This window comes from Methylacidimicrobium tartarophylax, assembly GCF_902143375.2.
Classification (GTDB): Bacteria; Verrucomicrobiota; Verrucomicrobiia; order Methylacidiphilales; family Methylacidiphilaceae; genus Methylacidimicrobium; species Methylacidimicrobium tartarophylax.
Window position 1 is genome coordinate 1 of record NZ_CABFVA020000073.1, and the last position, 24,747, is coordinate 24,747.

Here is a 24,747-nt window from a genome sequence, read left to right on the forward strand (position 1 = left end):
CCGCCACTGGCGAGCGCCTGCACCTGAGAAAGGATCAGGCGGGAAGCATGGATCTTGTACTGCGCAAGAAGTTGTTGGCAGGAAACTCGACCAAGAATCCGCATCCAGCCGGCGGCGAAGGTCCCGCTCCCCGAGACCAATCCCGACTTTTCCTGAAGGGGTCCGCAAGCAGAGATTTGTCCGGCTTCCAGGAACGGCGAACCATCCGAAAGAAGGAGAACCGCTCGTCCGTTCTCGATGTCCAGAGAGCCGACTCGCCACGGCACAAGTCGAGCGCGGGCAAGGATCAACGGCGAACCAGGCTTGGCAGGATCTTCATCGATCAGGGGGAGCAGAAGCTTGCCGTCCTGGTCCAACTGGCAAGCGAAGCTCGGTGCCTCCAACCGGGCGCGGCGAAGGTAAAAGCCCTTGGTTAGCAGGCTGGGCAGGGAGTATTCGAAGCGAGCCTCATTGGCAGAAAAGAGGGTTGGAGCCGCTTGCGTGGCAGGGTTATCAACCCGGAGATCATGCAAGGTGATTTCGGCGGGCGACTTCCATTTCGCGGAGGAGAACCGGACAGGGCTGCCCAGAGCTTCCCCGAGCGCCCATTCCAGGTAGGCGGCGGCTCGGCGACCCGATACCCAATGCTTGAGGCCCTGCTCCGCGAGGAAAAAAAAGACGATTGCGGCCAAGACCAGGCCGATCGCAAACTCTCCCAAATATCGAAGCAGCCGCACTGCTCGCAATTAGGCAAGAGATTCTAAAGATTTTCCAGCAAATGAATCGCGTCTGCATCATTTTTAATCCAGCGGCACGCGGAGAAAAATCCCGGAGGCTGCTCGATCGCCTTCGCAGGACGGTTGGCGACTCGGTCATACGAGTCACGAAGTTCCCGGGAGATGCAGAGGCGCAGACCGAGCGTGCCCTGGAGCAAGGGTACCGAGTCGTAGTGGCCGCGGGCGGAGACGGGACGGTCAACGAAGTCGTCAACGGTCTCAACGGGACGGCGGCCACCCTCGGAATTTTGCCGCTTGGCACAATCAATGTCTTTGGGATGGAACTGGGAATTCCCGTCCAACTGGAGAGCGCGTGGGAGGTCATTCTGAGAGGAAAGACCAGGAGGGTCGACCTTCCCCGCGTGGGGGAGCAACGCTTCGTTCAGCTCGCGGGCGTCGGCCTGGACGCAGAAATCCTTGCCCGCACACACTGGTGGACCAGGAAAACCTTTGGTCCGATCAGCTATTTGCTCTCCGCTGTAGGGCTTCTGGGACGATCCGCCCCGCTGCTGGACGTCACGCTGGACGGCAAGGAAACGCACCAGGGGCGATTCCTGCTCGTCGGGAATGGCCGCTTTTACGGAGGGCGGTTTGCCGTTTTCCCCGACGCGAGACTGGACGACGGCCTGCTCGACGGATGCCTCTTTTCCGAGCTCAACGCCGTAGCCGTCGCCCGCTATGTGCAAGGGGTGCTTTCCCGTCGGCACACTCGGTTTTCCGACGTCCTCTATTTTCAAGCGAAGACGCTGAGCGTCCAGTCCACCCGCCCCGTCCCTTTAGAGGTTGACGGTGAGCTTTACGGCCATACTCCGTGCACTTTCTCGCTTGCTCCCGCCGAGCTGGAGGTCATCGTCCCGTGAATCGTTGCAAGGCCAAGGCCCCTCATTCTTCCGTGGTCGATTCCGTATGGTCCGCAGCCGTTTCCAAGGAGAGAAGTCGCTGCTTTCGCCAGGGTCGGCCTGTATATCCTCCCAAGCTGCCCGCCTGAGGCACCACGCGGTGGCAAGGCACAAGGATGGGGATGGGATTTGCTCCAACGGCGCTCCCGACGGCACGTGCCGCTTGCGGTCGCCCGAGAGACCGCGCAAGGTCCTTATAAAAGACAGTCTTTCCAGGCCCGTAATGCAGCAGCCGGTGCCAAACGCTTAATTGCCAGGAAGTGCCGATCGGGGCGATGGCGATGGAAAATCGCAGCCTCTTTCCGGCAAAATATTCGGCGAGTTGGGTTTCGAGTGCTTTGAGTTGCTTGTTAGGGCGCGGCTTGGGGGAGAGACCGACCCAACGAACGATGCGCACCCTCTGTGCGGGAAGCTTGGAGGCATCGGCAAACTGGAGGAGGCGCAAGCCGGCGGAATCGGCGATCCCAACCATGGTTCCCAGCGGAGTGTCGATCTCCTGCTCGCACAGGCTGCCCCTTCCGGGCGCCGGAACGAGAAGAGGCGAGACAGCCGCCTTGCCCGATAATCCCGCGCTGCCCGCCGCCATCTCGGTCGGTCGCACTTCTTTCCCTTGTCGCCGCGGAAACCTTTTTTTAGTAAATCGGCGGACGAAAGTGAGAACCGAAACGTCGTGAATGGCGCATGGGAGCAGCGTAGCGTTTTTCCTACCGCGCGTCCAGGGTTGGCCATGTCGACCTTATTCCTAAAGTCCTCTTTTTACGCAGATCTTTCCCCACCCTGGATTGCGAGTCCCCGCGTGGAGGTTGCTTTTCGGAATCGAAGGAAAAGGTGCCGAAAGCTTGTGAAAAGGGCTTGTCAGACGTTCTTCCATTCGCAATAGTTGAAGCCTTTCACTCGGTTTGGAAACGAGATAAGCGATGCCGACGATTAATCAGTTGGTCCGAAAAGGACGAGAGGAGTTGCTGCGAAAAACCAAGGCGCCTGCCTTGGATTGCTGCCCACAGCGTCGCGGAGTCTGTATTCAGGTAATGACGCGAACGCCGAAGAAGCCGAATTCCGCCTTGCGCAAGGTGGCCAAGGTTCGCCTCACGAACGGAAAAGAGGTGATCGCCTACATCCCTGGCGAAGGGCATTCCCTCCAAGAGCACTCGATCGTTTTGCTCCGAGGAGGCCGGGTCAAGGACTTGCCCGGGGTCCGATATCACATTGTTCGCGGTATTCTCGATGCCGGTGGTGCGGTAGGTCCCAGCAACACGAACAAGCTGAATCGAAACGTTTCTCGGAGTAAGTACGGCGTGAAGCGGCCGAAGAAAGGAGCCGTTAAAAAGTAACGGCGGGGACTAGGGCTATGCGAAGAAGAAGAGCGGAAAAGCGGCGGACGCCACCGGACCCGAAGTATGGGTCGGTTCTCGTGCAGCGGATGATCAGCGTAATCCTTTCTCGTGGGAAAAAGGCGCGCGCCGAGCAGATTACCTACGGCGCCATCGAGGGGGCGGAGCCGAAAGCCAGCGACCCCGTAGAGACCCTCCAGAAAGCGATCGACAATGTGAAGCCGCGGCTGGAGGTTAAATCGAGGCGTGTGGGAGGGGCTACTTACCAGGTGCCGGTCGAAATTTCGTCTGATCGCCAAGTCTCTCTTGCGCTTCGCTGGATTTTACGAGCCGCGCGCTCCCGCAAGGGCGTTCCGATGAAGGTCGCCCTCCAGAACGAATTGCAGGAAGCGGCTACCGGTCAGGGTTCGGCGGTAAGAAAGCGGGACGAAGTTCATAAGATGGCGCAGGCAAATCGCGCTTTCGCACACTTGCGGTATTAGGAATGTTCGGAAAATAAGAAGAGCACGCGGACTGTTTTCGACGATCGCCTTGCGACCTGTCGGAAACAAAAAGGAGCCCGATGATTCCTAGCGGGTTCCCCGGGTAGCTGTTAGATTAACGGATCAGGAAGTTTCAACCATGGCGACAACGACGTCCACAGCCGCTTCGGCCTCCCGAAACTCTCCCCATCGACCGTATACCCTGGAGAGAACTCGCAACATTGGGATCGCCGCTCATATCGATGCGGGTAAGACCACGCTGACCGAGCGCATCCTCTTTTACACCGGTACCATTCACAAGATGGGAGAGGTGCACGAGGGGACTACGGTCACCGACTGGATGGAGCAGGAGCGCGAGCGCGGCATTACGATCACCTCTGCGGCGACCACCTGTTTTTGGCCGGTTCGAAAAGAGGAGGGAATCAGCAAGCTGTTCGGCGGCGAGAAATTTCGGATCAACATCATCGATACGCCTGGGCATGTCGATTTTACGGCCGAGGTCGAGCGTTCGCTACGGGTCCTCGATGGGGTCATTGCCGTCTTTTGCGGAGTGGCCGGGGTTCAGCCGCAATCGGAGACGGTCTGGCGGCAGGCGACGCGCTACAGCGTGCCTCGGATCGCTTTCATCAACAAGATGGACCGGGTGGGAGCCAACTTCGAGAACGCGGTTCACGAGATCCGGGACAAGCTGGGGGCCAATGCTTGGCCTATTCTGCTCCCGCTAGGGAAGGAAGACGGATTTCAAGGGCAGATCGACATCATCAATCGCAAGGCGATTCTCTATTCGGATAGCGATCGCTTGGGATCGACCTACACAGTAGAGGAGATCCCGGAAGAGCATCGAGAGGCGGCGGAGACAGCGCGCCGTAATCTGATCGAAGCGCTCGCCGATAAGGACGAGGCGATGGCCGAGATCTTCCTTGCCGAGCAGCAGCCGACGATCGAGCAGATCAAACAGGCGATTCGGCGCAGCGTGATCGCCAACGAGTTCGTGCCTGTCATCGCCGGTTCTGCCTTCCGAAACAAAGGGGTCCAATTTCTTGTCGACGCGGTGATCGATTACTTGCCGAGCCCGGTGGACATTGAAGCCGCCCATGGCCAGCACCCGGTCAGCGGGGAGAAAGTCGTCGTCGTGCCCGATGATAATGCTCCATTCTGCTCGCTCGCATTCAAGCTCTGGTCCGACCCATTTGTCGGCAAGCTGGTCTTCTTCCGCGTCTATTCCGGCACGCTCCAGAAGGGGATGACCGTCTACAATCCCCGAACGCGCAAAAGAGAGAGAATCAGCCGCATCGTTCAGGTCCAGGCCGATGAGCGCAAGGATATCCAAGAGGTTCATTCCGGAGATATCGCGGCGCTGGTGGGAATTCGGGATGTCGCGACCGGCGACACGCTCGTCGCCGAGGATTTTGACGTGATCCTGGAGCCGCCGATCTTTCCAGAGCCGGTGATCTCGATGGCGGTAGAGCCGAAGACCAAGGCAGACCGGGAAAAGATGAGTCTGGCCTTGCAACGGCTCATGGAAGAAGACCCCACGTTCCGGGTCAGCACCAACGAAGAGACTGGTCAGACGATTATTGCCGGGATGGGCGAGCTTCACCTGGAAATCATCGGCGACCGGCTCCGCCGGGAGTTCGGGGTCGGCACCAATGCCGGTGCGCCCCAGATCGCTTATCGGGAAACAATCACTCGCGCGGCGGAAGGCGAAGGTAAGCTGATCAAGCAGAGCGGCGGGCGCGGACAATATGGCCATGTAATCTTGGAAATCGAGCCCGTGGAACGAGGCAAGGGGAACGAGGTCATCAGCAAGGTCGTCGGCGGCAATATTCCCAAGGAGTATATCCCAGCCTGCTTCAAGGGAGTTCACGAAGCGCTTACTGCCGGCATGATCCATGGCAGCCCCGTCATCGATCTCGAAGTGCATATTCTGGATGGGAGCTACCACGAGGTCGACTCGAACGAGCTTGCCTTCAAGATGGCTGCGATCTTTGCCATGAAGGATGCGATGAAGAAGGCGAACCCGATTCTCCTCGAGCCGATCATGAAGGTGGAAGTATCGACTCCGGATGAATATCAGGGGGACATTCTTGCCGACCTGACGCGAAGGAGAGGAAAAATTCTCAATGTGGATACCAAGGGCAAGACCGCGAACGTGCGAGCGGAGGTGCCTTTGGCGGAGATGTTCGGATATGTCAACGACATCCGATCGATGTCGAAAGGAAGGTCTGCCTATTCGATGGAGCCTTCCCATTTCGAGCAGGTGCCCGCGCAAATCGTCGCTCAGATCGTGGAGCAGAAGCGGAAGTAGGACTACGGGACGTTATGGCAGCGAGCAAGATTCGTATTCGGTTGAAGTCGTTTGATTACCGGCTCTTGGATCGAGCGGCCTTGGAAATTTCGGAGACGGCGCGTCGAACCGGTTCCGCGGTGGCCGGTCCTATCCCTCTGCCGACGAGGATCGAGCGTCTGACGGTGAACCGCTCGCCTCATGTCGACAAGAAGAGCATGGATCAGTTTGAACTCCGGACCCACAAGCGACTCGTCGAGATCATGGAGCCGACGGCGAAGACGGTGGATGAGCTCAAGAAGCTGAACCTACCGGCCGGGGTGGATATTACGATTCGGATTTAAGCGGGGCGCTCGGCGATAGGAAAAGGGAGAAGAGCATGAGCATGGGGCTATTGGGAAGGAAGCTGGGAATGACCCAGGTCTACGACGCCGAGGGCAACTTGGTACCTGTCACCGTGGTCGGTGTGGAACCGAACGTCGTAGTTCGATCGCAGGCACGCCAGGACGGAAGCAAGTCCGTGCAGACGAGCTTTGAGACGGTCCGGGAAAAGTCTCTGACCAAGCCCGTGCGTGGACATTTGGCCAAAGCCGGTGTCGCTTCCCGCCGCTTTCTTCGGGAGTTCACGGTCGCTGCCTCCGAGGAGTGGAATCCTGGCCAAGAAGTGGGGGTTACTCTCTTTCGGCCCGGGCAGCTTGTCGACGTGAGCGGGATCAGTAAGGGCAAGGGATTCCAAGGGGTGATGAAGAGGCATAACTTCTCCGGCCAAGGGGCGGCGCATGGCTCGAAGATGCATCGGCGCAACGGCGCCGTTGGCTGCCGTTCCACTCCGGGACGCATTTTTCGGAATCAAGGGATGCCGGGGCAACTGGGCAACGTGAAGACGACCGTTCAGGATCTCCCGGTAGTGGCGGTGCGCGAGGAGGATCGTGCTCTCCTTATCCGGGGAAGTGTACCCGGAGCGCGCGGGGGCCTTGTGGTTGTGAGGAGTGCGATCAAGGGGCAGCCGAAGCCGCAGGAGAAGCCGCAAGCGAAGGGTGGAAAGGCTCAGACGGGGAAACCGTCCAGGAAGTAGTGCCCCGATAGAAGTGCCCGAATAGTGCCCTACAAGAGAGAGAACGCGACCATGAAGGTTTTAAGTGTAGAAGACGCCCAGCAGCAGATGAAGGCTGCTATTCTATCTAATGGGCGGGGGAGTCAAGCGCTTCACGAAGCGGTCGTCGCCTACAGGGCGAATCGACGGAGCGGGACGCGCGGAACGAAGACCAAGGGCACGGTCCACGGATCGGGACGAAAGCCGTGGGCGCAAAAGGGAACCGGAAGGGCCCGCGCCGGCTATCGCTCCTCTCCGGTCTGGCGCGGAGGCGGAGTAGTCTTTGGGCCTCAGCCGAGGGATTTTTCGAAGAAGTTACCGAAAAAGGTGAAGCGCCTCGCTCTGCAAAAGGCGCTCAGCGGACGGATCGCCGAAGGGGCTGTTCTCCTCTCGGAGACCATCGAGTTGGCGCAGCCGAAAACGAAGGAACTGCTGCGGCGGCTCGACTCCTGGAACCGGAAGGAGACACTCCTTCTAGTCATCGAGAAGAAGGAGTCGGCGGTATGGCTTGCGTCGCGGAACCATCCTCTGATCGCCGTCGTGTCCGCCGCGGAGGTCAACGCCGAGGATTTGCTCTGGCCGGATCGGATCGTGCTCGAGCAGCCGGTCCTTCCGATCCTCGATCAGCGCTTGGCTAAGGGAGGGAGGCGGTCATGAGAGATCATCGGATGATTTTGCGGCACATTTGGATGACGGAGAAGGCCACCATCCTGGGCGAGAAGCAGAACCAGTACGTTTTTGAAGTCGCTCGCGATGCGACCAAGCACGAGATCCGGAAGGCGGTGGAGAAAGCCTTCTCGAAAAAGGTCATTGCCGTAAATACCTTGCGCACCCGAGGAAAAGTTCGTCGCGGACGGGTTGGGAGGATCGGAAAAAGCTCGGCGCGAAAAAAGGCGATCGTGACTCTGGCTCCCGGCGAGAAGCTAGACCTGACGGCGTAGAGAAAGGAAACAGCGATGGCCCTCAAAGAGTTTCGTCCCCTCACACCCACGTTGCGTTATACGCAGCTCGACTCGTTTTCGGAGATCACGAAGACCAAGCCCGAGCGCTCGCTCACGGTTCCGCTCCACAAGAAGGGCGGACGAAACTGTCACGGGCGGGTCACGGCGCGCCATCGTGGAGGGGGGCATAAGCGGCGCTATCGGCTGATCGACTTCCGTCGGCAGCGGCACGGGGTAAGGGCGACTGTGGAGAGCATCGAATACGATCCGAACCGGACGAGTCGAATCGCCCTTCTTCGGTACAGCGATGGAGAGAAGAGCTATATCATTGCTCCTCTGGAACTCAAGGTGGGAGCGACGGTAGTGAGCGGACCGGATGCCCCGGCAAAACCCGGCAACGCCCTACCTTTGGAAAAGATTCCCGCGGCCACTGCGATCTACAATATCGAGTTGACTCCCGGTCGGGGAGGGCAGTTGGTACGGGCGGCTGGATCGAGCGCGCGACTGATGGGCGTGGATCAAGGTTATGCCCTGGTGCGGCTTCCTTCCGGAGAGGTCCGGCGAATTGTGGCGAGTTGCTTTGCAACGGTCGGCCAAGTGAGCAATGCCGACCATTTCAATGTCTCGCTCGGAAAGGCGGGACGCACCCGCTGGCTTGGACGGCGACCGCACGTGCGGGGAGTCGCCATGAATCCTGTCGACCATCCGAACGGCGGTGGGCAAGGGAAGAGCAAAGGGGGCGGGGGCAGGCAGCAGCTCAAGTCTCCCTGGGGGAAACTGGCCAAGGGGAAGAAGACCCGGAGGCATAATAAGCAGTCCAATCGATTCATTCTGGAGCGACGGGTCCGGAAGCGGAAGAAATAGAGGGAGAAGTTCATGGGTCGTAGCTTAAAAAAAGGGCCTTTTGTTGATGATCACCTTCTTCGGAAGGTGAGCGCCACCCTCAAAACCGCGTCGAAGAAACCGATCAAGACCTGGTCACGACGGTCGATGATCATCCCGGATTTTGTCGGCATCACCTTCCTGGTTCACAACGGAAAGACGTTTCAAGCCGTCTACATCACGGAAAATATGGTAGGTCACCGACTCGGAGAGTTTTCACCTACCCGAGTCTTCAAGCGGCACGGCACGCATACGGAGAAGGCGACAGCCAAGTAGGCGATAGGGTAATCCAGTCACGAGGTTCGTTCTATGCAAGTTAAGGCCATTAACCGTTTTGTTCGCATGTCCGCCTTCAAGCTTCGCGACGTGGCCAGGAGCATCCAAGGCATGCCCGCCGAGGCGGCGCTGGCGGCGCTGGCTCACTACCCGAAGGAGGGGGCGCGCCACATCCGGAGGACTCTAGCATCCGCCCTGGCGAACGCGGAGAACAACCACAGCCTCCACCGGGGAGATCTTTTTGTGAAGGAGGCGTTGATCGGAGAGGGAGCAACGATCAAGCGTTTCCAACCCAAGGCGAGGGGAAGCGCGGGTCCGATCCACAAGCGGACGAGCCACATCCGGATCGTCTTGGAACAGAAGGAAGAGAAATAGGGCAACATTATGGGTCAAAAAGTCAATCCGCTCTGCTTCCGGCTTCCGGTCAACCGGCAGTGGCGGTCGATCTGGTACGCGGATAAACGTTCTTTCCCGGAGTACATTGCCGAGGATTTTCAGATTCGTAGGCTCATTAAGAGAAAGCTGGCGACCGCCGCAATTTCCAAGGTCGTCATCGAGCGGGCAGGCAACCGGGTTCGGGTGAATATCCACACAGGCCGTCCGGGTTTGGTGATCGGGCGCAAGGCGGCGGAACTCGATAAGCTGCGTGAGGAGATTCAGCGACTCGTCCGAAAGGAGCGCGAGGTCCTGGTCGACGTGAAGGAGGTGAAGCGTCCCGAGTTGGATGCCCAGCTCATCGCCGAAAACATCTCGCTGCAGATCGAGCGCCGTATCTCCCATCGGCGGGCGATGAAAAAAGCCATGCAAATGGCCAGGGAAGGTGGAGCGATGGGCATTCGCGTGCGTTGTGCCGGAAGGCTGGGTGGATCAGAGATTGCCCGGGTCGAGGGATATCGAGAAGGAAAAGTGCCTCTTCACACCCTCCGAGCGGACATCGATTATGGGTTTGCGGAAGCGCGGACGATTGCCGGAAAGATTGGGGTCAAGGTCTGGCTCTCCCGGAAAGAGGAAGTCGTGGGAGGTGCATTCTAGGAGCGTCGGCAAATCATGGCACTTTTACCAAAACGCGTAAAATATCGGAAATGTCAGCGCGGCAGCCGCGCCGGTAACGCGAGCCGGGGAACGTCGCTCGCTTTTGGCTCCTTCGGTTTGCAGACTTTGGAGCGAGCTTGGATTACCAACACGCAGATTGAGGCGGCGCGGGTGGCGATTACCCGTCATGCGAAACGGAAGGGAAAGCTTTGGATCCGGATTTTTCCCGATAAACCGGTAACATCTCGTCCGCCGGAAACCCGGATGGGTAAGGGGAAGGGGCAGCCGGAGTTCTGGGTTGCTGTCGTGCGTCCCGGCAATCTGCTCTTTGAAGTCGATGGCATGACGGAGGAGGCGGCCCGAGAAGCATTCCGGCTTGCTGCGGCAAAGCTTCCCGTTTACACCCGGTTCGTCAGTCGGGAAAGGACATTGCGAGCATGAAGACGACGGAACTCCGTGCCTTATCCAGGGAAGAGTTGACGGCCAAGGGAACCGACGCCCGGGAGGAGATTTTCCGGCTGCGCCTGCAGCAATCGACGGGCTCTTTGGAAAAGCCGAGCCGCTTAGCCGAATTGCGGAAACTCGTTGCCCGCGTAGAGACTCTCCTACGGGAAGCAGACCTTGGGATCGGCGCAGGAGAGAAACGGGGTAAGAACAAGAAGGAGAAAGCGTGAAGACCGAAAGCCGCAAAAAGACGGCCTCAAAAAAGAGCAAGCCAGCCGCGCGCGCTCCTAAAAAGGCCTCGGTGGCCGCTCCCGTGGAGCAACCCAAGGTGATCCCGCAGAGCGCGACGGCACAGAAGGGGAGAATGCGCACGGGGCAAGTCGTTTCTGTAAAGATGGAAAAGACGATTGCCGTCAAAGTGGAGCAGCGCGTGGCACATCCTCTCTATCGGAAAATCGTCCGCAGGCACAAGAAGCTCTACGCGCACGATGAAGGGAGTGTCGCCAAGCCGGGGGATTGGGTGAGAATTCAAGAAAGTCGACCGTTGAGCCGCCTCAAGTGTTGGCGGCTTGTGGAAATTGTACGGCCGGCTCGACAGGAAGAGGCTGTATGATCCAACTCCGTTCCTGGGTAGAAGTGGCGGACAATACGGGAGCGCGCCGGGCAACGATGATCGGGGTGATCGGGCGCAAGAGCCTCACCGCCCGCGTGGGAGACCTCATCACGGCGGCCGTGAAGGAGGCGACGCCGAACGGGGCCGTGAAAAAAAGTGAAGTCGTTCGCGCCGTCGTGGTGCGAACGAAGCATCCGATTCGGCGGCCCGACGGCTCGTACCTCCGATTCGATACGAATGCCGTGGTCATCGTGGACAAGGACCTGAATCCACGGGGAACCCGTGTCTTTGGCCCCGTTGCTCGTGAGCTGCGCGACAAGAACTTCATCAAAATCGTTTCCCTTGCTCCAGAGGTCGTATGAAGCCATTTGGTGGTAGAAAACAGAATGCACCCCAGTCCGTCTTTCACCTCAAGCGGGGCGATGAGGTCGCCGTCGTGAGCGGAACGCAAAGAGGGAAGACAGGCAAGGTGCTCCGGGTGTTGCGGAAGGAGAATCGTGTCCTGATCGAGGGAATCAATCTCACGAAGCGGGCGACCCGGCCGAACCAAGAGAATCCTCAGGGCGGTTTTGCGGAGCGTGAAGCGCCGATCGCGCTTTCCAACGTCATGCTTTTGTCGAAATATCAGGAGAGTGCTCGACGTCAACGCGCAGCCTCTTCGACGAAGGAGATCACGCACTCATGAGTGAACCATCGGTTTTTGCGAAAGCGTATCGTGAGCAGATCCTGCCGCAGTTGCGGGAGGCGAGGGGTTACGCGAACGTCAATCAGGTTCCCCGGCTCGAGAAAGTTGCCATCAATTGCTGCGTGGGCTCCTCCCCGGAGCTAAAGACGGCGTTGGAGGAGGCGATGCACGCGCTTGAGGCGATCACAGGACAGCGTCCTGTGAAGACGAAAGCGAAGAAGAGCATCTCCAACTTCAAGTTGCGTCAAGGGCAGGAGATTGGCTGCAAGGTGACGCTTCGCGGCAGAAGAATGTACGAGTTTGTCGAGCGCTTGATCTGGGCCGCCCTTCCCCGTGTCCGCGACTTCCGCGGACTTTCGCCGCGAGGCTTCGATGGCGGCGGCAACTACACCTTTGGGATCTTGGATCACAGCGTCTTCCCGGAAATCGAGACCGAAACGACAAAGCGCACATTCGGATTGGATGTCACATTCGTGACAACCGCTCGTACTAAGGAGGAAGCGCGGGATCTGCTGAGCCGAACCGGGCTTCCGTTCATTGGAGCGCGAAAGGAGCCCGCGGCGGCGACGGCTTGATAGGGGCAAAGATATGGCGACAAAAGCATGGATGGCAAAGCAGAAGCGGACACCGAAGTTCCGCACCCGCCGATACAACCGTTGTCGGCTCTCGGGTCGCCGGCGCGCGTATTTGCGCAAGTTCGGAGTGAGTCGAATCATGTTTCGGGAACTCGCATCCTGGGGGGAGATCCCTGGGGTAACCAAGGCCAGCTGGTAAAGGAATCGATTACGTGCAAACAGACCCGTTAGCGGATTTGTGCTCCGCACTGCAAAACGCCAAGAGGGCGAAGAAGCTGGAAGTCGTGCTTCCTCATTCGAAAATCAAAGAGGCGGTCGCTCGCGTGCTCGTGGAAGAAGGGTACTTGGAAAACTTTGAGGTTGACGCTGTTCGAAAAGGGGTGCGGAAGTTGCGTCTTACTCTGCGCGAAGTTGCTTCCTTTCAGAAGGCGCGCCGCATCAGCCGCCCAGGCTGTCGCCGCTATGTGGGAGCAAAGGAAGTGCCGCGTATTTTGGGCGGCCTTGGGCTCTGCATCCTTTCGACCCCGAAGGGGATTCTCGCCGGCCATCGGGCCAAGCGAGCCAATGTGGGCGGGGAGCTGCTACTCGCGGTTGAGTAGGACGATTGCTGCAAAGGAAGAAAGGAGAACCCCCGATCATGTCACGAATCGGAAGAATGCCGATCCCGGTACCCGCCGGGATCAAGATTGCCATAGAGGACAATGTGGTATCCGTGGAAGGGCCTAAAGGAAAGGCGTCACATCGGCTTCCCGACTGCTTGGTCGCATCTCTCTCCGAGGGACAGCTTTCCGTGGAGAAACGCAGCGAAGAAGGGAAGAGCCGCGCTCTCCATGGCCTGCATCGAACACTCCTCTACAATACGGTGACGGGCACTCACACCGGTTTTCGGAAGGAACTGGAGATTCAAGGAGTCGGATTCCGTGCTGCGGTGCAAGGCAAGGATCTCACGCTTAGCTTAGGCTTCTCGCATCCGGTGATCTACCGCATTCCGGAGGGGATCCGCGTGGCGGTGAACGACAATACCAAATTGTTGGTCGAAGGCATTGACAAGTGCCTGGTCGGTCAGGTGGCAGCCGAGATTCGCCGGTTCTATCCGCCGGAGCCTTATAAAGGAAAAGGAGTTCGGTATGTGGGCGAGGCGATCCGGCGAAAAGCGGGCAAGACCGCGCAGGGCAAGTAGGCTAAGATAGGTGGGAAGATCGGTCGGGAAACAGAGGAGCGGAGAAGAAGCTATGCGGCAGGGACGAAGGGAGATGAGGGATCGGCGCCACCGGCGCACGCGCCGGAAGGTCGTCGGCTCGGGCGAAAGACCGAGGCTGTCGGTCCACTTCAGCGGACAACACATCTATGCGCAAGTGATCGACGATCGAGAGGGCAAGACCTTGGCTTTCGTTTCCACGCGCCGGAAGGACCTTGGCGGTCTCCGCGCCAATGTGGCGGGGGCTTCGAAGGTGGGCGTCTGCTTGGCCGAGGAGGCAAAGCAAAAGGGAATCCAGAAAGTCGTTTTCGATCGGGGCGGTTTCCTCTATCACGGAAAAGTAGAGGCCTTGGCGAATGCCGCTCGAGAAGCAGGCTTGGAATTCTAACAAGGAATTCTAAAAAGTTATTCTAATCATTGACCGGATCGGATCAAGCAAGCATGGAAACATCAGAACCGCGGACGAGTGACCAGACGAAGCAGGAAAACGCCGCGCCGAATCAGAGCGACCCGGCGACGGCTACAGTGACTGCCGCTGTCGCTCCGCCTGCCGCTGCGCCTTCGTCCCCGCCTCGGGAATCGGGAGGAGCGGGGGCTCCATCAGAACGGCACGCACCGCGAGGAAGACGGCGCACGCGCCGGGGCGGTCCGGATGGCCAACGCCGGGAGGCACTTCCCGGGGAGTTGATGGACCGCGTCATCCATGTCAATCGGTGCGCCAAGGTTGTCAAAGGCGGTCGGCGCTACAGTTTCGGGGCTCTGGTCGTCGTCGGCGACCGGCAAGGAAAGGTTGGCATTGGCTTCGGTAAGGCGAATGAAGTCGCCGATGCGGTCAAGAAGGGGACCGAGAGCGCCCGCAAGCAGATGGACCCGGTTGTCCTGCGTGGACAGACGATTCCTCACGAATCGATCGGAGAGTATGATGGCGGAAGGGTTCTTCTCAAGCCCGCCTCGCCGGGAACGGGGATAATTGCCGGGTTGACCGTTCGCGCGGTTCTCGAGGCCGCCGGAGTCAAGGATGTCTTGACGAAGTCCTTCGGCTCTAGCAATCCGAACAATGTCGCCAAGGCAACCTTATTCGCGTTGCGTCAACTCCGTTCACCAGACGAGGTCCTCCACCTGCGTGGGAAGAGGGTGTCGAAGAGTGGGAGTGAAAACATTCAGGAGCTTGCAGTAGCAGCTAAGGTGTAGGAGTACGTATGAGATTGCATGATTTACACCCGAGACCCGGGGCCCGGCACAGGAGAAAACGCCTCGGTTGCGGAGAAAGTTCGGGTCATGGGAAGACGAGCGGAAAGGGAAACAAGGGACAAAAGGCCCGTTCCGGGGGAAGTATTCGGATCGGATTTGAAGGGGGGCAGATGCCTCTGATCCGACGGCTGCCTCGCAGAGGATTCAACAATGCACGTTTCGCCACCGTCTATGCTCCGGTCAATCTCCGCGATCTGGAGAAGGTGCCGGGCGATCGCATCGAGCCGCAGGCGATGCGTGCGGCGGGACTCGTCAAGGGCCATTGGGACGGGGTGAAGATTTTGGGCGATGGTGAGATCGCCCGCGCAGTCACTCTCGTTGTCCACGCCGTCAGCGCCGCAGCGAGGGCAAAGATAGAAGCGGCCGGAGGAAAGATCGAGATCCTTTCCTAGTCTCTCTGCTCCCGCGAGCGGGGCGAGGGATAGAAGCGAAGCCCGGCACAGGCATCTCCGAAGAGTCTCCAGCCCGCATTGCTCATAAAGTTCGTACCCGAGAGACGGAAATGGGCATGGACGCGAGAGGGGTTGCCGGTATTCCACCGGAGCTGTAGGAAGACATACAGCAAGGATGGAAAACCCATTGAGGGCGAAGCTGGTCGGCCCGCACGGTCAGTCCCAGGAGAATGCTTGTGAGAAATGCAGACTAGGTGTCGGACGAGTCTGCGAAAGAGAAGAACACGATGCTTTCCGCCTTTGTTAACTGCTTTAAGATCCCCGAGCTGCGCCAAAGGATCCTTTTTACCCTAGCGGTGATTGTCGTCGTGCGTTTGGGCTCTGCCGTGCCTTGTCCCGGCGTGAACCCCAACGTGCTGAGCGAATACTTTCACACGGTAATCGACCAGCAGGCGCAAGGCTCCGTGGTTGGGATGCTCAACCTCTTCAGCGGTGGTGCGCTGGAGAATTGCGCGCTCTTCTCGTTGAGCGTCATGCCGTACATCAGCGCAAGCATCATGATTCAGCTGCTGACGACGGTCCTTCCGGTCCTCGGAAAGCTAGCCCGCGAGGAGGGCGGAAGGGAAAAGCTGACGCAGTATTCCCGCATCCTCACGGGCTTTCTCTGTATTTTTCAGGGGTATCTACTAGCGGTCGGCTTTGAAAATCCCGAAAGCATCCCACTTCTTCACGGGATCACCTCGGTCATCGAACGGCTGGGCGTTCCCTTGGTCCCCGACCCAGGCTGGGCTTTTCGGTTGATCACCGTGCTGAGCCTGACCTCGGGGACGATGCTGCTCATGTGGCTGGGAGAGCAGATCACCGACAAGGGCATCGGGAACGGCGTCTCCCTGATCATCACCATCGGTATCTTGGCTCGACTCCCTGCGGCGCTCTTGCAGGCGTGGTCGAAACTCGTCTCCCCCTCAAGCATTTCCGCATCAAGCCCCTTGCTGGTGGCCCTCCTTCTTGTCTTCCTTTTCGGAGTCGTTGCTGCCACTGTCGCCATGACCCAAGGGGTGCGCAAGATCGTCGTCCACTACGCGAAGCAGGTGCGCGGTAATCGCGTCTACGGGGGACAGAGCACCTTCTTGCCCCTCAAGGTCAATTACGCGGGCGTGATGCCGCTCATCTTCGCTCAGGCGCTTCTCCTTTTTCCTTCGACGATCATCGGATTTCTCTTCCCGAATTCGCCCGCCGCCGCGCGCTTTGCAACCTCTCTCTCCGCCGGCGGCCTCTACTACGGCATTACCGTGCTGTTGGTCTTCTTCTTCTCTTATTTTTGGGTGGCGACCCAATTTAACCCGGTTCAGATTGCCGACGACTTAAAGAAGCATGGCGGTTTTGTTCCCGGGATTCGTCCCGGGAAGCCTACGGCAGAGTTCCTCGATTTCTCCATGACCCGGTTGACACTGGCCGGAGCGGGTTTTCTCTCGGCATTGGCGGTATTGCCGATGCTCGTCCAGAGCCTCTTGGGTATCCCGGCCATCACTGCCCAGTTTTTCGGCGGAACGAGTCTTCTGATTGTGGTCGGCGTCATGCTCGACACGATGCGACAGACCGAGACCCATCTTCTCCAGCGCCGGTATGACGGCTTCCTGAAGCGCGGGAAGATCCGAGGGCGCTCTAGCTTTGGTCCTGCCGGCCGCACCGGCCCGGTACAGGAGGGGACTCTGGTTTGGCTCTACGCTTTGATCGGGCTCCTGGTGATCGCGGGAGTGACGATCTCGCTCGCCAAGCATTGAGCGTCCACCGCTTCTTCTTGAGGAAGGGAGTCCTTTAGCCTGCATGTCTCACAAGCGTTTTCCCGCAGCTTGTGAAACATGCAGGTTAGATCACCTGTTCCTCGGCATGGTAGGAGCTGCGCACGAGCGGCCCCGACTCGACGAAGCGAAAACCGAGCTGGAGGGCGAACTCCCTCCAAGAGGAAAACTCCTGGGGTGTCACCCAACGATCGATGGGTAGATGGTTGAGGGAAGGCCGCAGGTATTGGCCCAGGGTGAGGATGTCGACGCCGAGGGCGGCAATCTGCGTGAGCGTCGAAGCGATCTCTTCCTCCTGCTCGCCGATGCCGAGCATCAAGCCGGTCTTTGCGGGAAAGCCCTCCTGTTTTACTCTCTGAAGCAGCTCCAAGGACCGCTCATAGCGGGCTTGCGGGCGCACCAGCCGCTGCAGGCGAGGGACGGTTTCGACATTGTGGTTGACGATGTCGGGCTTGGCGGCGAGGACCAAGAGAAGATCGTTTCGTTTTCCACGGAAATCAGGAATCAGGACTTCGATGCGGGTAGCGGGATTGCGCTCCCGCACCGCCCGAATCGTGGCAGCCCACACCGAGGCTCCCCCATCCGGAAGCTCGTCGCGCGCCACCGATGTCAAGACCGCGTGGCGCAGCCCCATGGCCGCAACGGCTTCGGCCGCTCTTCGCGGCTCGTCCCAATCCACCCCGCTCGGACGACCGGTTTGCACGGCACAGAACCGGCAGCTGCGCGTGCAGGTCTCTCCCAGGATCATGAGAGTGGCAGTGCCCTTCGACCAGCATTCTCCCAGGTTGGGACAGTGGGCGCTTTCGCAAACGGTATGCAGCCGATTTTCCGCAACGAGCTTCTGCACCGCGCCATACCGAGGACCGGAAGGGATCTTGGCACGGAGCCATGGCGGCTTTCGATCCGTCGGCCAGACGGGGGCTGGCGAAGAACATTCCATCTCCCCTACATGAAGGACGATTGCCCTTGGCGCAAGACTCCTTTCGCCGCATAGGTGAAATCGTGCGGATCGTCGTCACCTGTGGGCCTTCCTCTGAACCGTTGGATCGGGTCCGGCGTCTGACGAATGTTTCGACCGGCTCTCTTGGCCTCTTTCTCTCTTCGGTTTTCGCCGATGCCGGGCACGAGGTGTGCTGTTTCCGAGGTACGGGCGCTTCGGCCTATGTATCGGCTCCTGCGTTCCCCATCGTGCCCTTCACCACTGCGGAGGATCTCGCGCGGGAGCTGAAAATCCTTGCGCAAGGGCGGCCGATCGACGCGCTTTTTCATGCGGCCGCTCTCTCCGATTTTCGAGTAGGCATCATTCAAGACCAAGCGGGTCGGCCGCTCCGTTCCGGGAAAATCCCCAGCGATGCTTCCTGCCTGCTCACGCTGGTTCCCGCTCCCAAGCTGCTGCCTAAGCTAAGAGAGCTTTTTGCGCACGCCTTCCTGGCGGGTTGGAAATTCGAGGTGGAAGGAGACCGAGCCGCCGCCATCGCCCGAGGGGAGAGGCAAATGGTCGATGCGCGTACCGATCTCTGCGTGGTCAACGGACCTGCTTACGGAACGGGCTTCGGCCTCCTGGCACGCAGCGGAGCGCTATTGGCCGCCGAAGACCGGGAAAGTCTGGCGAAGCTTCTTCTCGCGCAGCTTGTTCGGTGGGACCAAGAGCAGGCTAGGCGAGGGCGACCGCCGTGCTCAGACGCCTCTCCTTGAGGATCGCCGCGAAGGTACCGATTCCGACAAAGCCAAACCCGAAGAGGTGCAAGAGGCAGCCCGGCAGGGCAAACCACAAGCCATGCCGGCAAGCCGCCACAAGTGCCCAGAGAAAAGCCGCCGCGACGGAAATTTCGAGCAGTGGCAGCCCCCAGCCGTGTCTCGCCCGGTAGGAGCGGCCGAGCGGTCGCGCGCCGCAGTCCCCCCGCTTCGGGGTGCGGACGAAGCTGCTGTGGACATTGAGCGCCCCCTCGACCACTGAGTGGGTGTTGGCAAAACTCATGCCGAGGGAAAGACCGAGGGAGACCGGCAGCAAAAGCCAGTCGCTTGCGCCGAGCTTGCCGCGATCCAGGCGTTGGATCGCCAAGAGATAGAGGAGAAAGGAGAGGGAAAGGCAGGTGAAAGACCAAGAGACCATCGGTTGCAGAGATGAGGATCTCCACGGAGCGAGGAGAACGGCGAGATTGAGGAGAGCCAAGGCTGCCACCAGAGGATGAATCGTATGGGAGAGGAGGTGGAAGCCGCCTTCGATCTTGTGACGCAACGGGAAAGCGCCACGAAGAAGCGCAGGCAGGTGACGTCGGGCGGTCTGAATGGCTCCTTTTGCCCAGCGATGCTGCTGCGTGCGAAATGCGGTGAGGGGAGCCGGAAGCTCGCTGGGCACGACGATTTCCGGCGCGTAAACGAAGCGCCAACCACGGAACTGTGCCCGATAGCTCAGATCGAGATCTTCCGTAAGCGTCTCGCCGTCCCAACCGCCCGCATCCTCGATGCAGGATTTCCGCCAGAGACCGGCCGTTCCGTTGAAATTGAAGAAAAGGCCGCTCTTGGAGCGAACCGCCTGCTCCAGGAGAAAATGGCCGTCGAGAAAGAGGGCTTCGCAGCGGGTGAGGAGATTTTCCTCTCGATTGAGGAAACCCCAGCGAGCCTGGACCATTCCCACGCGAGGGTCAAAAAAATAGGGGACGGCCTTCCGGAGAAAGTCGACCGAAGGAACAAAGTCGGCATCCAGAATTGCCACAAGCTCCCCTTGGGCCCGTTTTAGGCCGTATTGAAGCGCCCCGGCTTTGAAGCCGGCGCGTGCGGGGCGGCGCAGATGCTCCACGGAGACGCCCGCCTGCCGCAACTCCGCGACGATTTGTGCCACCACCTCGGTCGTCTCATCGGTCGAATCGTCGAGCACCTGGATCTCTATCCGATCCCGCGGATAGTCGAGAGCAGCCACCGAACGGAGCAGCCGTTCGACGACGAACCGCTCGTTGTAGATCGGAAGCTGCACAGTAATCCTGGGCCAGTCTCCGTTCACCGGAGGAGGGCACGGTTCGGACCGCAGACGGCGAAGCCGAATCAAAAGAGAAAGGCGATGCGCTGCGTGGGGCATCATGGCAACGGCAAGCACCAACAAGATGGCCCAAATCATAGCTTCCTGCAGATCTTCCGGCGTCAGACGCGCCACTCCGCCGCCTGCCGTCGCAGGGCGCCCATCGCCCCGATCCAGACGGTTTACTTCCGGAGACGGGAAGGCGCCGAATCATTTCTGATCATTCTGCCCGGATCAAGAGAAACCTTCCTCCGCGGGTGCGCGGACGAGAAGCTCCCAAGAGCCGCCGGCATGCAGAATGGAGTTGCCGCGCTTCCCGCAGTGGCTCATAGAGCACTCTGAATCGGGAGGCGACACTCGCAACCTCGGGTTTTCCCCCAATGCAACTGGGCTATGCTCTCATCAATCTCGCCGGGCTGGCCGCCCTGCTCCTCTGGGGAGTGCGGATGGTGCGCACGGGCTTGCAGCGCGCGTTCGGCGCTCGGCTTCGACTTCTGATGGGAAGAGCTCTCTGCAGCCGTTGGCGCTCCTTTCTGGCCGGTATTCTGATCACGGCCCTGCTCCAGAGCAGCACGGCCACCGCCCTCATGGCAACCAGCTTCGTCGCCAAGAAGGTCGTCGGTCTGGTTCCGGCCTTGGCGGTGATGTTGGGAGCCAACGTGGGCACCACTCTCATCGTACAGCTCTTCTCCTTTCCGGTGTTTGCCGCTGCTCCCGCCGCGATTTTTTCCGGACTTCTCCTCTTCCGCTCGCGCAATACAACGGCCCACGATCTGGGCCGCGTCTTTATCGGATTAGGCTTGATCCTGCTGTCGCTCCACCAGATGGTCGAGTTTGCCGACACCTATGCGCAGTCCGCAGGGCTGAGGGAGCTTCTCGGGACCGTTTCTCGGCAACCGCTGCTCGAAGCCCTCTGCGCGGCGGCCTTTGCTTGGGCGGCTCATTCGAGCGCCGCCGCCATTCTTCTTGCGGCTTCCTTTGCGGCAAAAGGAGTGGTTTCGCTCCCCGCCGCGTTTGCGTTGACTCTCGGCGCCAACCTGGGAGCGGCGATCAACCCTGTATTCGAAGGGACAACCGGCAGGGATCCTGCCTTTCGCCGCCTGCCGATCGGCAACCTGTTCAACCGTCTGGTCGGTGTCTTGGGTGGCCTCCTCCTTCTGCCGGAAGTCACTGCTTGGCTGGAAGCCTGGGAGCCAAGTCCGGCGCGGGCGGTCGCCGACTTTCACACCTTCCTGAACCTTTCTCTTGCTCTCCTTTTCTTTCCTTGGCTCTCCGGCTACGGGCGGCTCTTGGCTGCCTGGCTGCCGGAGCGGAAAGACAAGGAGGATCTCCGTCAACCTCTCTACCTGGACCCGGCTGCGCTCGGAACGCCGTCGGTCGCCTTGGGAAGCGCTGCGCGCGAGGCGCTTCGCCTAGTGGATCTCTTGAAGATCGTGCTCGAAAAGTTTCGGGAGATCTTCCTCAAGGGAGACCGGCAGAATTTCTCTTCCGTCCAGCGAACCGCCGACGCCATGGACAAGATCCATCGGGCGATTCGCAGCTATCTCAGTGGTCTGGACCGTGACCTCATGAACGAGGCGGAACGGGTCAGGCTCCAGGACATTCTCTTCTTTTCCTCCAGCCTGGAGCAGGCTGCCGGCTTCGCCGAGAAGGAGCTACAAGGATTGGCGGCGGAACGCATCCATAAAAACCTCGTCTTCCCAGCGGGAGAGCAGGTCGAGCTCTCTTCGATCATCGAGCGCATTCTCTCAAACTTGCGAATGGCCTCTTCCCTCTTCGTCACGCCCGACCTGGAAACCGCGCGGACCCTGGCGCTGGAAAAGGAGTCCTTCCGGAGCCTCGAAGCATCCGCCTCCGCCGCCCATTTCGAACGCATGCGTGCAAGCCCGGGAGACCACGATCCAGCGGGAGCGCTTTACGTCAAGGTGGTGGGACAGTTGAAGCGAATCAACGGTCAGGTCGTGGCTTCCGCTGCCTATCCCATTCTCGAAAGGGAGGGAGAGCTTTTGCCGAGCCGGCTACGCTCGGTAACCGATGCGGATTCGCCGGCGAGGTAGCCGTCGACTGTCGGAAGAGCTTTGCGGTGCCTTTTTCCTTGTTGTTCTGAGAGATTCGCTCAAAAAGAAGAAAACGTAGCCGGCCAGCCCTTGGCGAAGAAAGAGGTTCCGACCATGTCCAAAAGCGCCGTTCTCTTGATTACCTGTCCGGACCAAAAGGGTCTGGTTGCCGCGATCGCCCATTTCCTTTTCGAGCACGGAGGCAACATCCTCCATGCCGATCAACACCAGGATGCCGAGCTCGGCCTCTTTCTGATGCGCGTCGAATGGGACCTGGCGGGCTTTGCGCTCGATTTCTCGGAGATCGCCGCCCGTTTCGATCCCATCGCCCGGCGCTTGGGGATGAAGTGGCGCCTTGCTTCATCTTCCCACCGGCCTCGGGTTGCGGTCTTCGTCTCCCGCCAAACCCACTGCCTGGTCGATCTGATTCACCGCTACCGGGCAGGAGAGCTCGGCTGCGAGATTCCCCTGATCGTGAGTAACCACCCCGACGGGCGGTGGATCGCGGAAAGCTGCGGCATCCCCTACCATCAGGTCGAGGTTTGCTCCGGACAAAAAGAAAAGGCCGAAGCCCGCCAGATCGAGCTTTTAGATGAGAACCGCATCGATCTCTTGGTACTCGCCCGCTACATGCAGATTCTCTCTCCGACGATGGTGGCTCGCTTTCCCAACCGGATCATCAACATCCATCACTCCTTTCTTCCCGCTTTCTCGGGTGCGAAACCCTACCACCAGGCCTATGAACGTGGAGTCAAGCTCATCGGTGCCACGAGTCACTATGTGACCGAAATCCTGGACGCCGGACCGATCATCGAGCAGGACGTCGTCCGTGTCTCCCACCGGGATGGAGTTCAGGAGCTGGTGCGAAAGGGACAAGACCTGGAGAAGATCGTTCTTTCCCGGGCCGTGCAATGGCATATCGAAAACCGGATCCTCGTCTACGGCCAAAAGACGGTCGTCTTTGCCTGATTGCTCTCCTCGCACCATCTGCCTTGACTGGACCCAACCCTCTCGATAAGAGAGGAGGAGCGCCTCGTCCTTCCGGGAGGCATTCCCCTACACCACATGGAGAGCCCGTATGGAGATCAGCCCACTCGCCGGCAAACTTCCGCCTCCCTCGCTTCTCACCGATCTGGCAAAGCTCGTCTCCGCTTACTACGAGGTGTCGCCGGACGGGAAGGTTGAGGAACAGCGGGTCAAGTTCGGAACCTCGGGTCATCGCGGATCGAGCTTTCGCGGCTCCTTCAACCAAGCGCACATTCTTGCGATCAGCCAGGCGATCTGCGACTACCGCCGCCAACAGGGCATCTCCGGGCCGCTTTACCTAGGGAAGGATACCCACGCGCTTTCCGAGCCGTCTTTTGCGACCTCTCTGGAAGTCCTTGCGGCCAACGGCGTCGAGGTTCGCATCGATCCCGAGCTCGGCTACACTCCGACCCCGGTGATCTCCCATGCCATCTTGACCTACAACCGCGATTCCGGGTCGGGGCAGGCGGATGGGATCGTGATCACCCCCTCCCACAACCCCCCGACCGATGGAGGGTTTAAGTATAATCCTCCCCATGGCGGTCCGGCCGACACGGGAGTGACCCGGATGATCGAGGAGAGGGCGAATGCCATTTTGGAGGGAGGCGTCGCGGAAGTTCGCCGGATGCCCTACGAGCGGGCCCTCCGCTCCGCCCAAGTCAAACGACACGATTACCTCCACCATTACGTCGACGACCTCTCCTCGGTCATCGATTGCGAAGCGATTCGCTCCTCCGGGGTCCGAATCGGCATCGATCCCTTGGGAGGTGCGGGAGTCCACTATTGGAAGCCGATCGCTGAGAAGTACGGCTTGAACGCAACCGTCTTGAACGAGGGAGTAGACGCCACCTTCCGCTTTCTGACCGTCGATTGGGACGGCCAGATCCGGATGGACTGCTCCTCTCCCTACGCGATGGCGGGCCTGATCGGTCGGGCCCGGCAGTTCGATATCGCCTTCGGCTGCGACACCGATCATGACCGTCATGGGATCGTCGCCCCGAGTTGCGGGTTGCTCAATCCAAACCACTTTCTTGCCGTGGCCGCCTTCTATCTTTTCGGAGGCTCGCGCCCGCAATGGAAGCCCGAGGCCGCCTTGGGGAAGACCGTCGTCAGCTCGGGCATTCTCGATCGGGTGGCGCAAGCCGCGAAACGGCCCCTCTTCGAGGTGCCGGTCGGCTTCAAATGGTTCGTCGAAGGTCTTCTCTCCCGAGCTCTAGGATTCGCCGGAGAGGAAAGCGCCGGCGCGACCCTCTTACGGAAAGACGGCACTCCTTGGACAACCGATAAGGACGGCATAGTCCTTGGCCTCTTGGCTGCCGAAATCACTGCGCGAACCTCCAAGGATCCCGGCGTCTTGTATCAAGAGATTACCGGAAAGCTCGGGAATCCGTTTTACGAGCGGATCGATGCCCCGGCCACGCACGAGCAGAAGGAAAAGCTCCTTTCGCTCTCTCCTCAAGAGGTCGCCATCTCAACCCTCGCCGGTGATCCCGTGACGGCCGTGCTCAATCGCGCTCCCTCGGGAGGAGACATTGGCGGAATCAAGGTGATCAGTGAGCATGGCTGGTTCGCCGCCCGCCCGTCGGGAACCGAAGAGGTCTACAAGCTCTATGCCGAGAGCTTTCGGAACGTCCTGCATCTCCGCCGGATTCAGGACGAAGCCCGGGCGATGCTGGCGAAGCTCTTCGCCGGATAGCCGGAGCCTGCTGC

33 protein-coding genes are annotated in these 24,747 nt (G+C 59.7%); 29 read left to right on the forward strand and 4 right to left on the reverse strand.

Annotated features, from left to right (window positions below; translation table 11 throughout):
- The coding region (locus MAMT_RS06630; protein ID WP_142660205.1) for an AsmA family protein at positions 1 to 716 on the reverse strand (716 nt) is incomplete at its 3' end.
- A 41-nt stretch (positions 717 to 757) separates the two neighbouring features.
- Between MAMT_RS06630 and MAMT_RS06635 the strand changes: the two genes are divergently transcribed.
- On the forward strand, positions 758 to 1,615 hold the full coding sequence (locus MAMT_RS06635) for a diacylglycerol/lipid kinase family protein (protein WP_142660206.1): 858 nt from the start codon (positions 758 to 760) through the stop codon (positions 1,613 to 1,615).
- 22 nt (positions 1,616 to 1,637) lie between these two features.
- Here MAMT_RS06635 and MAMT_RS06640 read toward each other — a convergent pair whose 3' ends face one another.
- Positions 1,638 to 2,240, reverse strand: coding sequence for a methylated-DNA--[protein]-cysteine S-methyltransferase (locus MAMT_RS06640; RefSeq protein WP_178086977.1), 603 nt, complete (start codon positions 2,238 to 2,240; stop codon positions 1,638 to 1,640).
- A 331-nt stretch (positions 2,241 to 2,571) separates the two neighbouring features.
- Between MAMT_RS06640 and rpsL the strand changes: the two genes are divergently transcribed.
- The 24 genes from rpsL (at position 2,572) to secY (ending at position 16,920) form a co-directional block, all read left to right on the forward strand.
- On the forward strand, positions 2,572 to 2,985 hold the full coding sequence (rpsL, locus tag MAMT_RS06645; RefSeq protein ID WP_142660208.1) for a 30S ribosomal protein S12: 414 nt from the start codon (positions 2,572 to 2,574) through the stop codon (positions 2,983 to 2,985).
- Positions 2,986 to 3,002: 17 nt separating this feature from the next.
- Positions 3,003 to 3,467, forward strand: a complete 465-nt coding sequence (gene rpsG, locus MAMT_RS06650) for a 30S ribosomal protein S7 (RefSeq protein ID WP_142660209.1) — start codon at positions 3,003 to 3,005, stop codon at positions 3,465 to 3,467.
- 139 nt (positions 3,468 to 3,606) lie between these two features.
- Positions 3,607 to 5,775, forward strand: coding sequence for an elongation factor G (fusA, locus tag MAMT_RS06655; RefSeq protein WP_142660210.1), 2,169 nt, complete (start codon positions 3,607 to 3,609; stop codon positions 5,773 to 5,775).
- A 14-nt stretch (positions 5,776 to 5,789) separates the two neighbouring features.
- Positions 5,790 to 6,098, forward strand: coding sequence for a 30S ribosomal protein S10 (gene rpsJ / locus MAMT_RS06660; protein ID WP_142660211.1), 309 nt, complete (start codon positions 5,790 to 5,792; stop codon positions 6,096 to 6,098).
- 35 nt (positions 6,099 to 6,133) lie between these two features.
- On the forward strand, positions 6,134 to 6,829 hold the full coding sequence (gene rplC / locus MAMT_RS06665) for a 50S ribosomal protein L3 (protein WP_142660212.1): 696 nt from the start codon (positions 6,134 to 6,136) through the stop codon (positions 6,827 to 6,829).
- Between the two features lie 51 nt (positions 6,830 to 6,880).
- Positions 6,881 to 7,504, forward strand: coding sequence for a 50S ribosomal protein L4 (gene rplD / locus MAMT_RS06670; protein ID WP_142660213.1), 624 nt, complete (start codon positions 6,881 to 6,883; stop codon positions 7,502 to 7,504).
- Positions 7,501 to 7,788, forward strand: coding sequence for a 50S ribosomal protein L23 (rplW, locus tag MAMT_RS06675; protein ID WP_142660214.1), 288 nt, complete (start codon positions 7,501 to 7,503; stop codon positions 7,786 to 7,788). Before rplD ends, rplW begins: the two co-directional genes overlap by 4 nt.
- Positions 7,789 to 7,803: 15 nt before the next feature.
- A complete protein-coding gene (rplB, locus tag MAMT_RS06680; protein ID WP_142660215.1) occupies positions 7,804 to 8,652 on the forward strand; it encodes a 50S ribosomal protein L2 in 849 nt (282 codons plus the stop codon).
- Positions 8,653 to 8,664: 12 nt separating this feature from the next.
- Positions 8,665 to 8,946 carry a 30S ribosomal protein S19 gene (rpsS, locus tag MAMT_RS06685; protein WP_142660216.1) on the forward strand — a complete coding sequence of 94 codons (282 nt, stop codon included), beginning with the start codon at positions 8,665 to 8,667 and terminating at the stop codon, positions 8,944 to 8,946.
- A 33-nt stretch (positions 8,947 to 8,979) separates the two neighbouring features.
- Positions 8,980 to 9,321: a 50S ribosomal protein L22 gene (gene rplV, locus MAMT_RS06690; protein WP_142660217.1), complete on the forward strand. Its 342-nt coding sequence runs from the start codon at positions 8,980 to 8,982 to the stop codon at positions 9,319 to 9,321.
- 9 nt (positions 9,322 to 9,330) lie between these two features.
- Positions 9,331 to 9,978 carry a 30S ribosomal protein S3 gene (gene rpsC, locus MAMT_RS06695; protein ID WP_142660218.1) on the forward strand — a complete coding sequence of 216 codons (648 nt, stop codon included), beginning with the start codon at positions 9,331 to 9,333 and terminating at the stop codon, positions 9,976 to 9,978.
- A 15-nt stretch (positions 9,979 to 9,993) separates the two neighbouring features.
- The gene (gene rplP, locus MAMT_RS06700) at positions 9,994 to 10,419 is read left to right on the forward strand and encodes a 50S ribosomal protein L16 (RefSeq protein ID WP_142660219.1); all 426 of its coding nucleotides are present in this window, start codon (positions 9,994 to 9,996) and stop codon (positions 10,417 to 10,419) included.
- Positions 10,416 to 10,652: a 50S ribosomal protein L29 gene (gene rpmC, locus MAMT_RS06705; RefSeq protein ID WP_142660220.1), complete on the forward strand. Its 237-nt coding sequence runs from the start codon at positions 10,416 to 10,418 to the stop codon at positions 10,650 to 10,652. The genes rplP and rpmC overlap by 4 nt, the downstream gene beginning before the upstream one ends.
- Complete coding sequence (gene rpsQ / locus MAMT_RS11660) at positions 10,649 to 11,035, forward strand: 30S ribosomal protein S17 (RefSeq protein WP_246186569.1); 387 nt, start codon at positions 10,649 to 10,651, stop codon at positions 11,033 to 11,035. Before rpmC ends, rpsQ begins: the two co-directional genes overlap by 4 nt.
- Positions 11,032 to 11,397, forward strand: coding sequence for a 50S ribosomal protein L14 (rplN, locus tag MAMT_RS06715; RefSeq protein ID WP_142660221.1), 366 nt, complete (start codon positions 11,032 to 11,034; stop codon positions 11,395 to 11,397). Before rpsQ ends, rplN begins: the two co-directional genes overlap by 4 nt.
- Complete coding sequence (gene rplX / locus MAMT_RS06720; protein ID WP_142660222.1) at positions 11,394 to 11,720, forward strand: 50S ribosomal protein L24; 327 nt, start codon at positions 11,394 to 11,396, stop codon at positions 11,718 to 11,720. Before rplN ends, rplX begins: the two co-directional genes overlap by 4 nt.
- Positions 11,717 to 12,295 carry a 50S ribosomal protein L5 gene (rplE, locus tag MAMT_RS06725; protein ID WP_142660223.1) on the forward strand — a complete coding sequence of 193 codons (579 nt, stop codon included), beginning with the start codon at positions 11,717 to 11,719 and terminating at the stop codon, positions 12,293 to 12,295. Before rplX ends, rplE begins: the two co-directional genes overlap by 4 nt.
- A 13-nt stretch (positions 12,296 to 12,308) precedes the next feature.
- Positions 12,309 to 12,494, forward strand: a complete 186-nt coding sequence (locus MAMT_RS06730) for a type Z 30S ribosomal protein S14 (protein ID WP_142660224.1) — start codon at positions 12,309 to 12,311, stop codon at positions 12,492 to 12,494.
- A 13-nt stretch (positions 12,495 to 12,507) separates the two neighbouring features.
- Positions 12,508 to 12,894: a 30S ribosomal protein S8 gene (gene rpsH / locus MAMT_RS06735; protein WP_142660225.1), complete on the forward strand. Its 387-nt coding sequence runs from the start codon at positions 12,508 to 12,510 to the stop codon at positions 12,892 to 12,894.
- A gap of 38 nt (positions 12,895 to 12,932) precedes the next feature.
- Positions 12,933 to 13,475, forward strand: coding sequence for a 50S ribosomal protein L6 (rplF, locus tag MAMT_RS06740; RefSeq protein WP_142660226.1), 543 nt, complete (start codon positions 12,933 to 12,935; stop codon positions 13,473 to 13,475).
- A gap of 52 nt (positions 13,476 to 13,527) precedes the next feature.
- Positions 13,528 to 13,881 carry a 50S ribosomal protein L18 gene (gene rplR, locus MAMT_RS06745; RefSeq protein WP_142660227.1) on the forward strand — a complete coding sequence of 118 codons (354 nt, stop codon included), beginning with the start codon at positions 13,528 to 13,530 and terminating at the stop codon, positions 13,879 to 13,881.
- A 299-nt stretch (positions 13,882 to 14,180) separates the two neighbouring features.
- Positions 14,181 to 14,684 (forward strand): 30S ribosomal protein S5, encoded by a 504-nt coding sequence (rpsE, locus tag MAMT_RS06750; RefSeq protein WP_178086978.1) that lies wholly within the window; start codon positions 14,181 to 14,183, stop codon positions 14,682 to 14,684.
- Between the two features lie 8 nt (positions 14,685 to 14,692).
- Positions 14,693 to 15,136, forward strand: a complete 444-nt coding sequence (gene rplO / locus MAMT_RS06755; protein ID WP_142660229.1) for a 50S ribosomal protein L15 — start codon at positions 14,693 to 14,695, stop codon at positions 15,134 to 15,136.
- 287 nt (positions 15,137 to 15,423) lie between these two features.
- Positions 15,424 to 16,920, forward strand: a complete 1,497-nt coding sequence (gene secY, locus MAMT_RS06760) for a preprotein translocase subunit SecY (RefSeq protein ID WP_142660241.1) — start codon at positions 15,424 to 15,426, stop codon at positions 16,918 to 16,920.
- A gap of 85 nt (positions 16,921 to 17,005) precedes the next feature.
- Here the strand turns inward: secY and lipA are convergent, their stop codons facing one another.
- Complete coding sequence (lipA, locus tag MAMT_RS06765) at positions 17,006 to 17,878, reverse strand: lipoyl synthase (protein ID WP_142660230.1); 873 nt, start codon at positions 17,876 to 17,878, stop codon at positions 17,006 to 17,008.
- A gap of 20 nt (positions 17,879 to 17,898) precedes the next feature.
- On the opposite strand from lipA, the gene MAMT_RS06770 reads away from it, so the two are divergent.
- Positions 17,899 to 18,633, forward strand: a complete 735-nt coding sequence (locus tag MAMT_RS06770) for a phosphopantothenoylcysteine decarboxylase domain-containing protein (protein ID WP_178086979.1) — start codon at positions 17,899 to 17,901, stop codon at positions 18,631 to 18,633.
- On the opposite strand, the gene MAMT_RS06775 is transcribed toward MAMT_RS06770, so the two are convergent.
- On the reverse strand, positions 18,593 to 20,053 hold the full coding sequence (locus tag MAMT_RS06775; protein WP_142660232.1) for a cellulose synthase family protein: 1,461 nt from the start codon (positions 20,051 to 20,053) through the stop codon (positions 18,593 to 18,595). The genes MAMT_RS06770 and MAMT_RS06775 overlap by 41 nt on opposite strands.
- Before the next feature lie 281 nt (positions 20,054 to 20,334).
- Between MAMT_RS06775 and MAMT_RS06780 the strand changes: the two genes are divergently transcribed.
- The 3 genes from MAMT_RS06780 to pgm all read left to right on the forward strand — a co-directional run bounded on the left by MAMT_RS06780 (position 20,335) and on the right by pgm (position 24,733).
- Positions 20,335 to 22,011, forward strand: coding sequence for a Na/Pi cotransporter family protein (locus tag MAMT_RS06780; RefSeq protein ID WP_142660233.1), 1,677 nt, complete (start codon positions 20,335 to 20,337; stop codon positions 22,009 to 22,011).
- Between the two features lie 114 nt (positions 22,012 to 22,125).
- On the forward strand, positions 22,126 to 22,980 hold the full coding sequence (gene purU / locus MAMT_RS06785) for a formyltetrahydrofolate deformylase (protein ID WP_142660234.1): 855 nt from the start codon (positions 22,126 to 22,128) through the stop codon (positions 22,978 to 22,980).
- Positions 22,981 to 23,089: 109 nt separating this feature from the next.
- On the forward strand, positions 23,090 to 24,733 hold the full coding sequence (gene pgm / locus MAMT_RS06790; RefSeq protein WP_142660235.1) for a phosphoglucomutase (alpha-D-glucose-1,6-bisphosphate-dependent): 1,644 nt from the start codon (positions 23,090 to 23,092) through the stop codon (positions 24,731 to 24,733).
- The last annotated feature ends 14 nt before the right edge of the window (positions 24,734 to 24,747 follow it).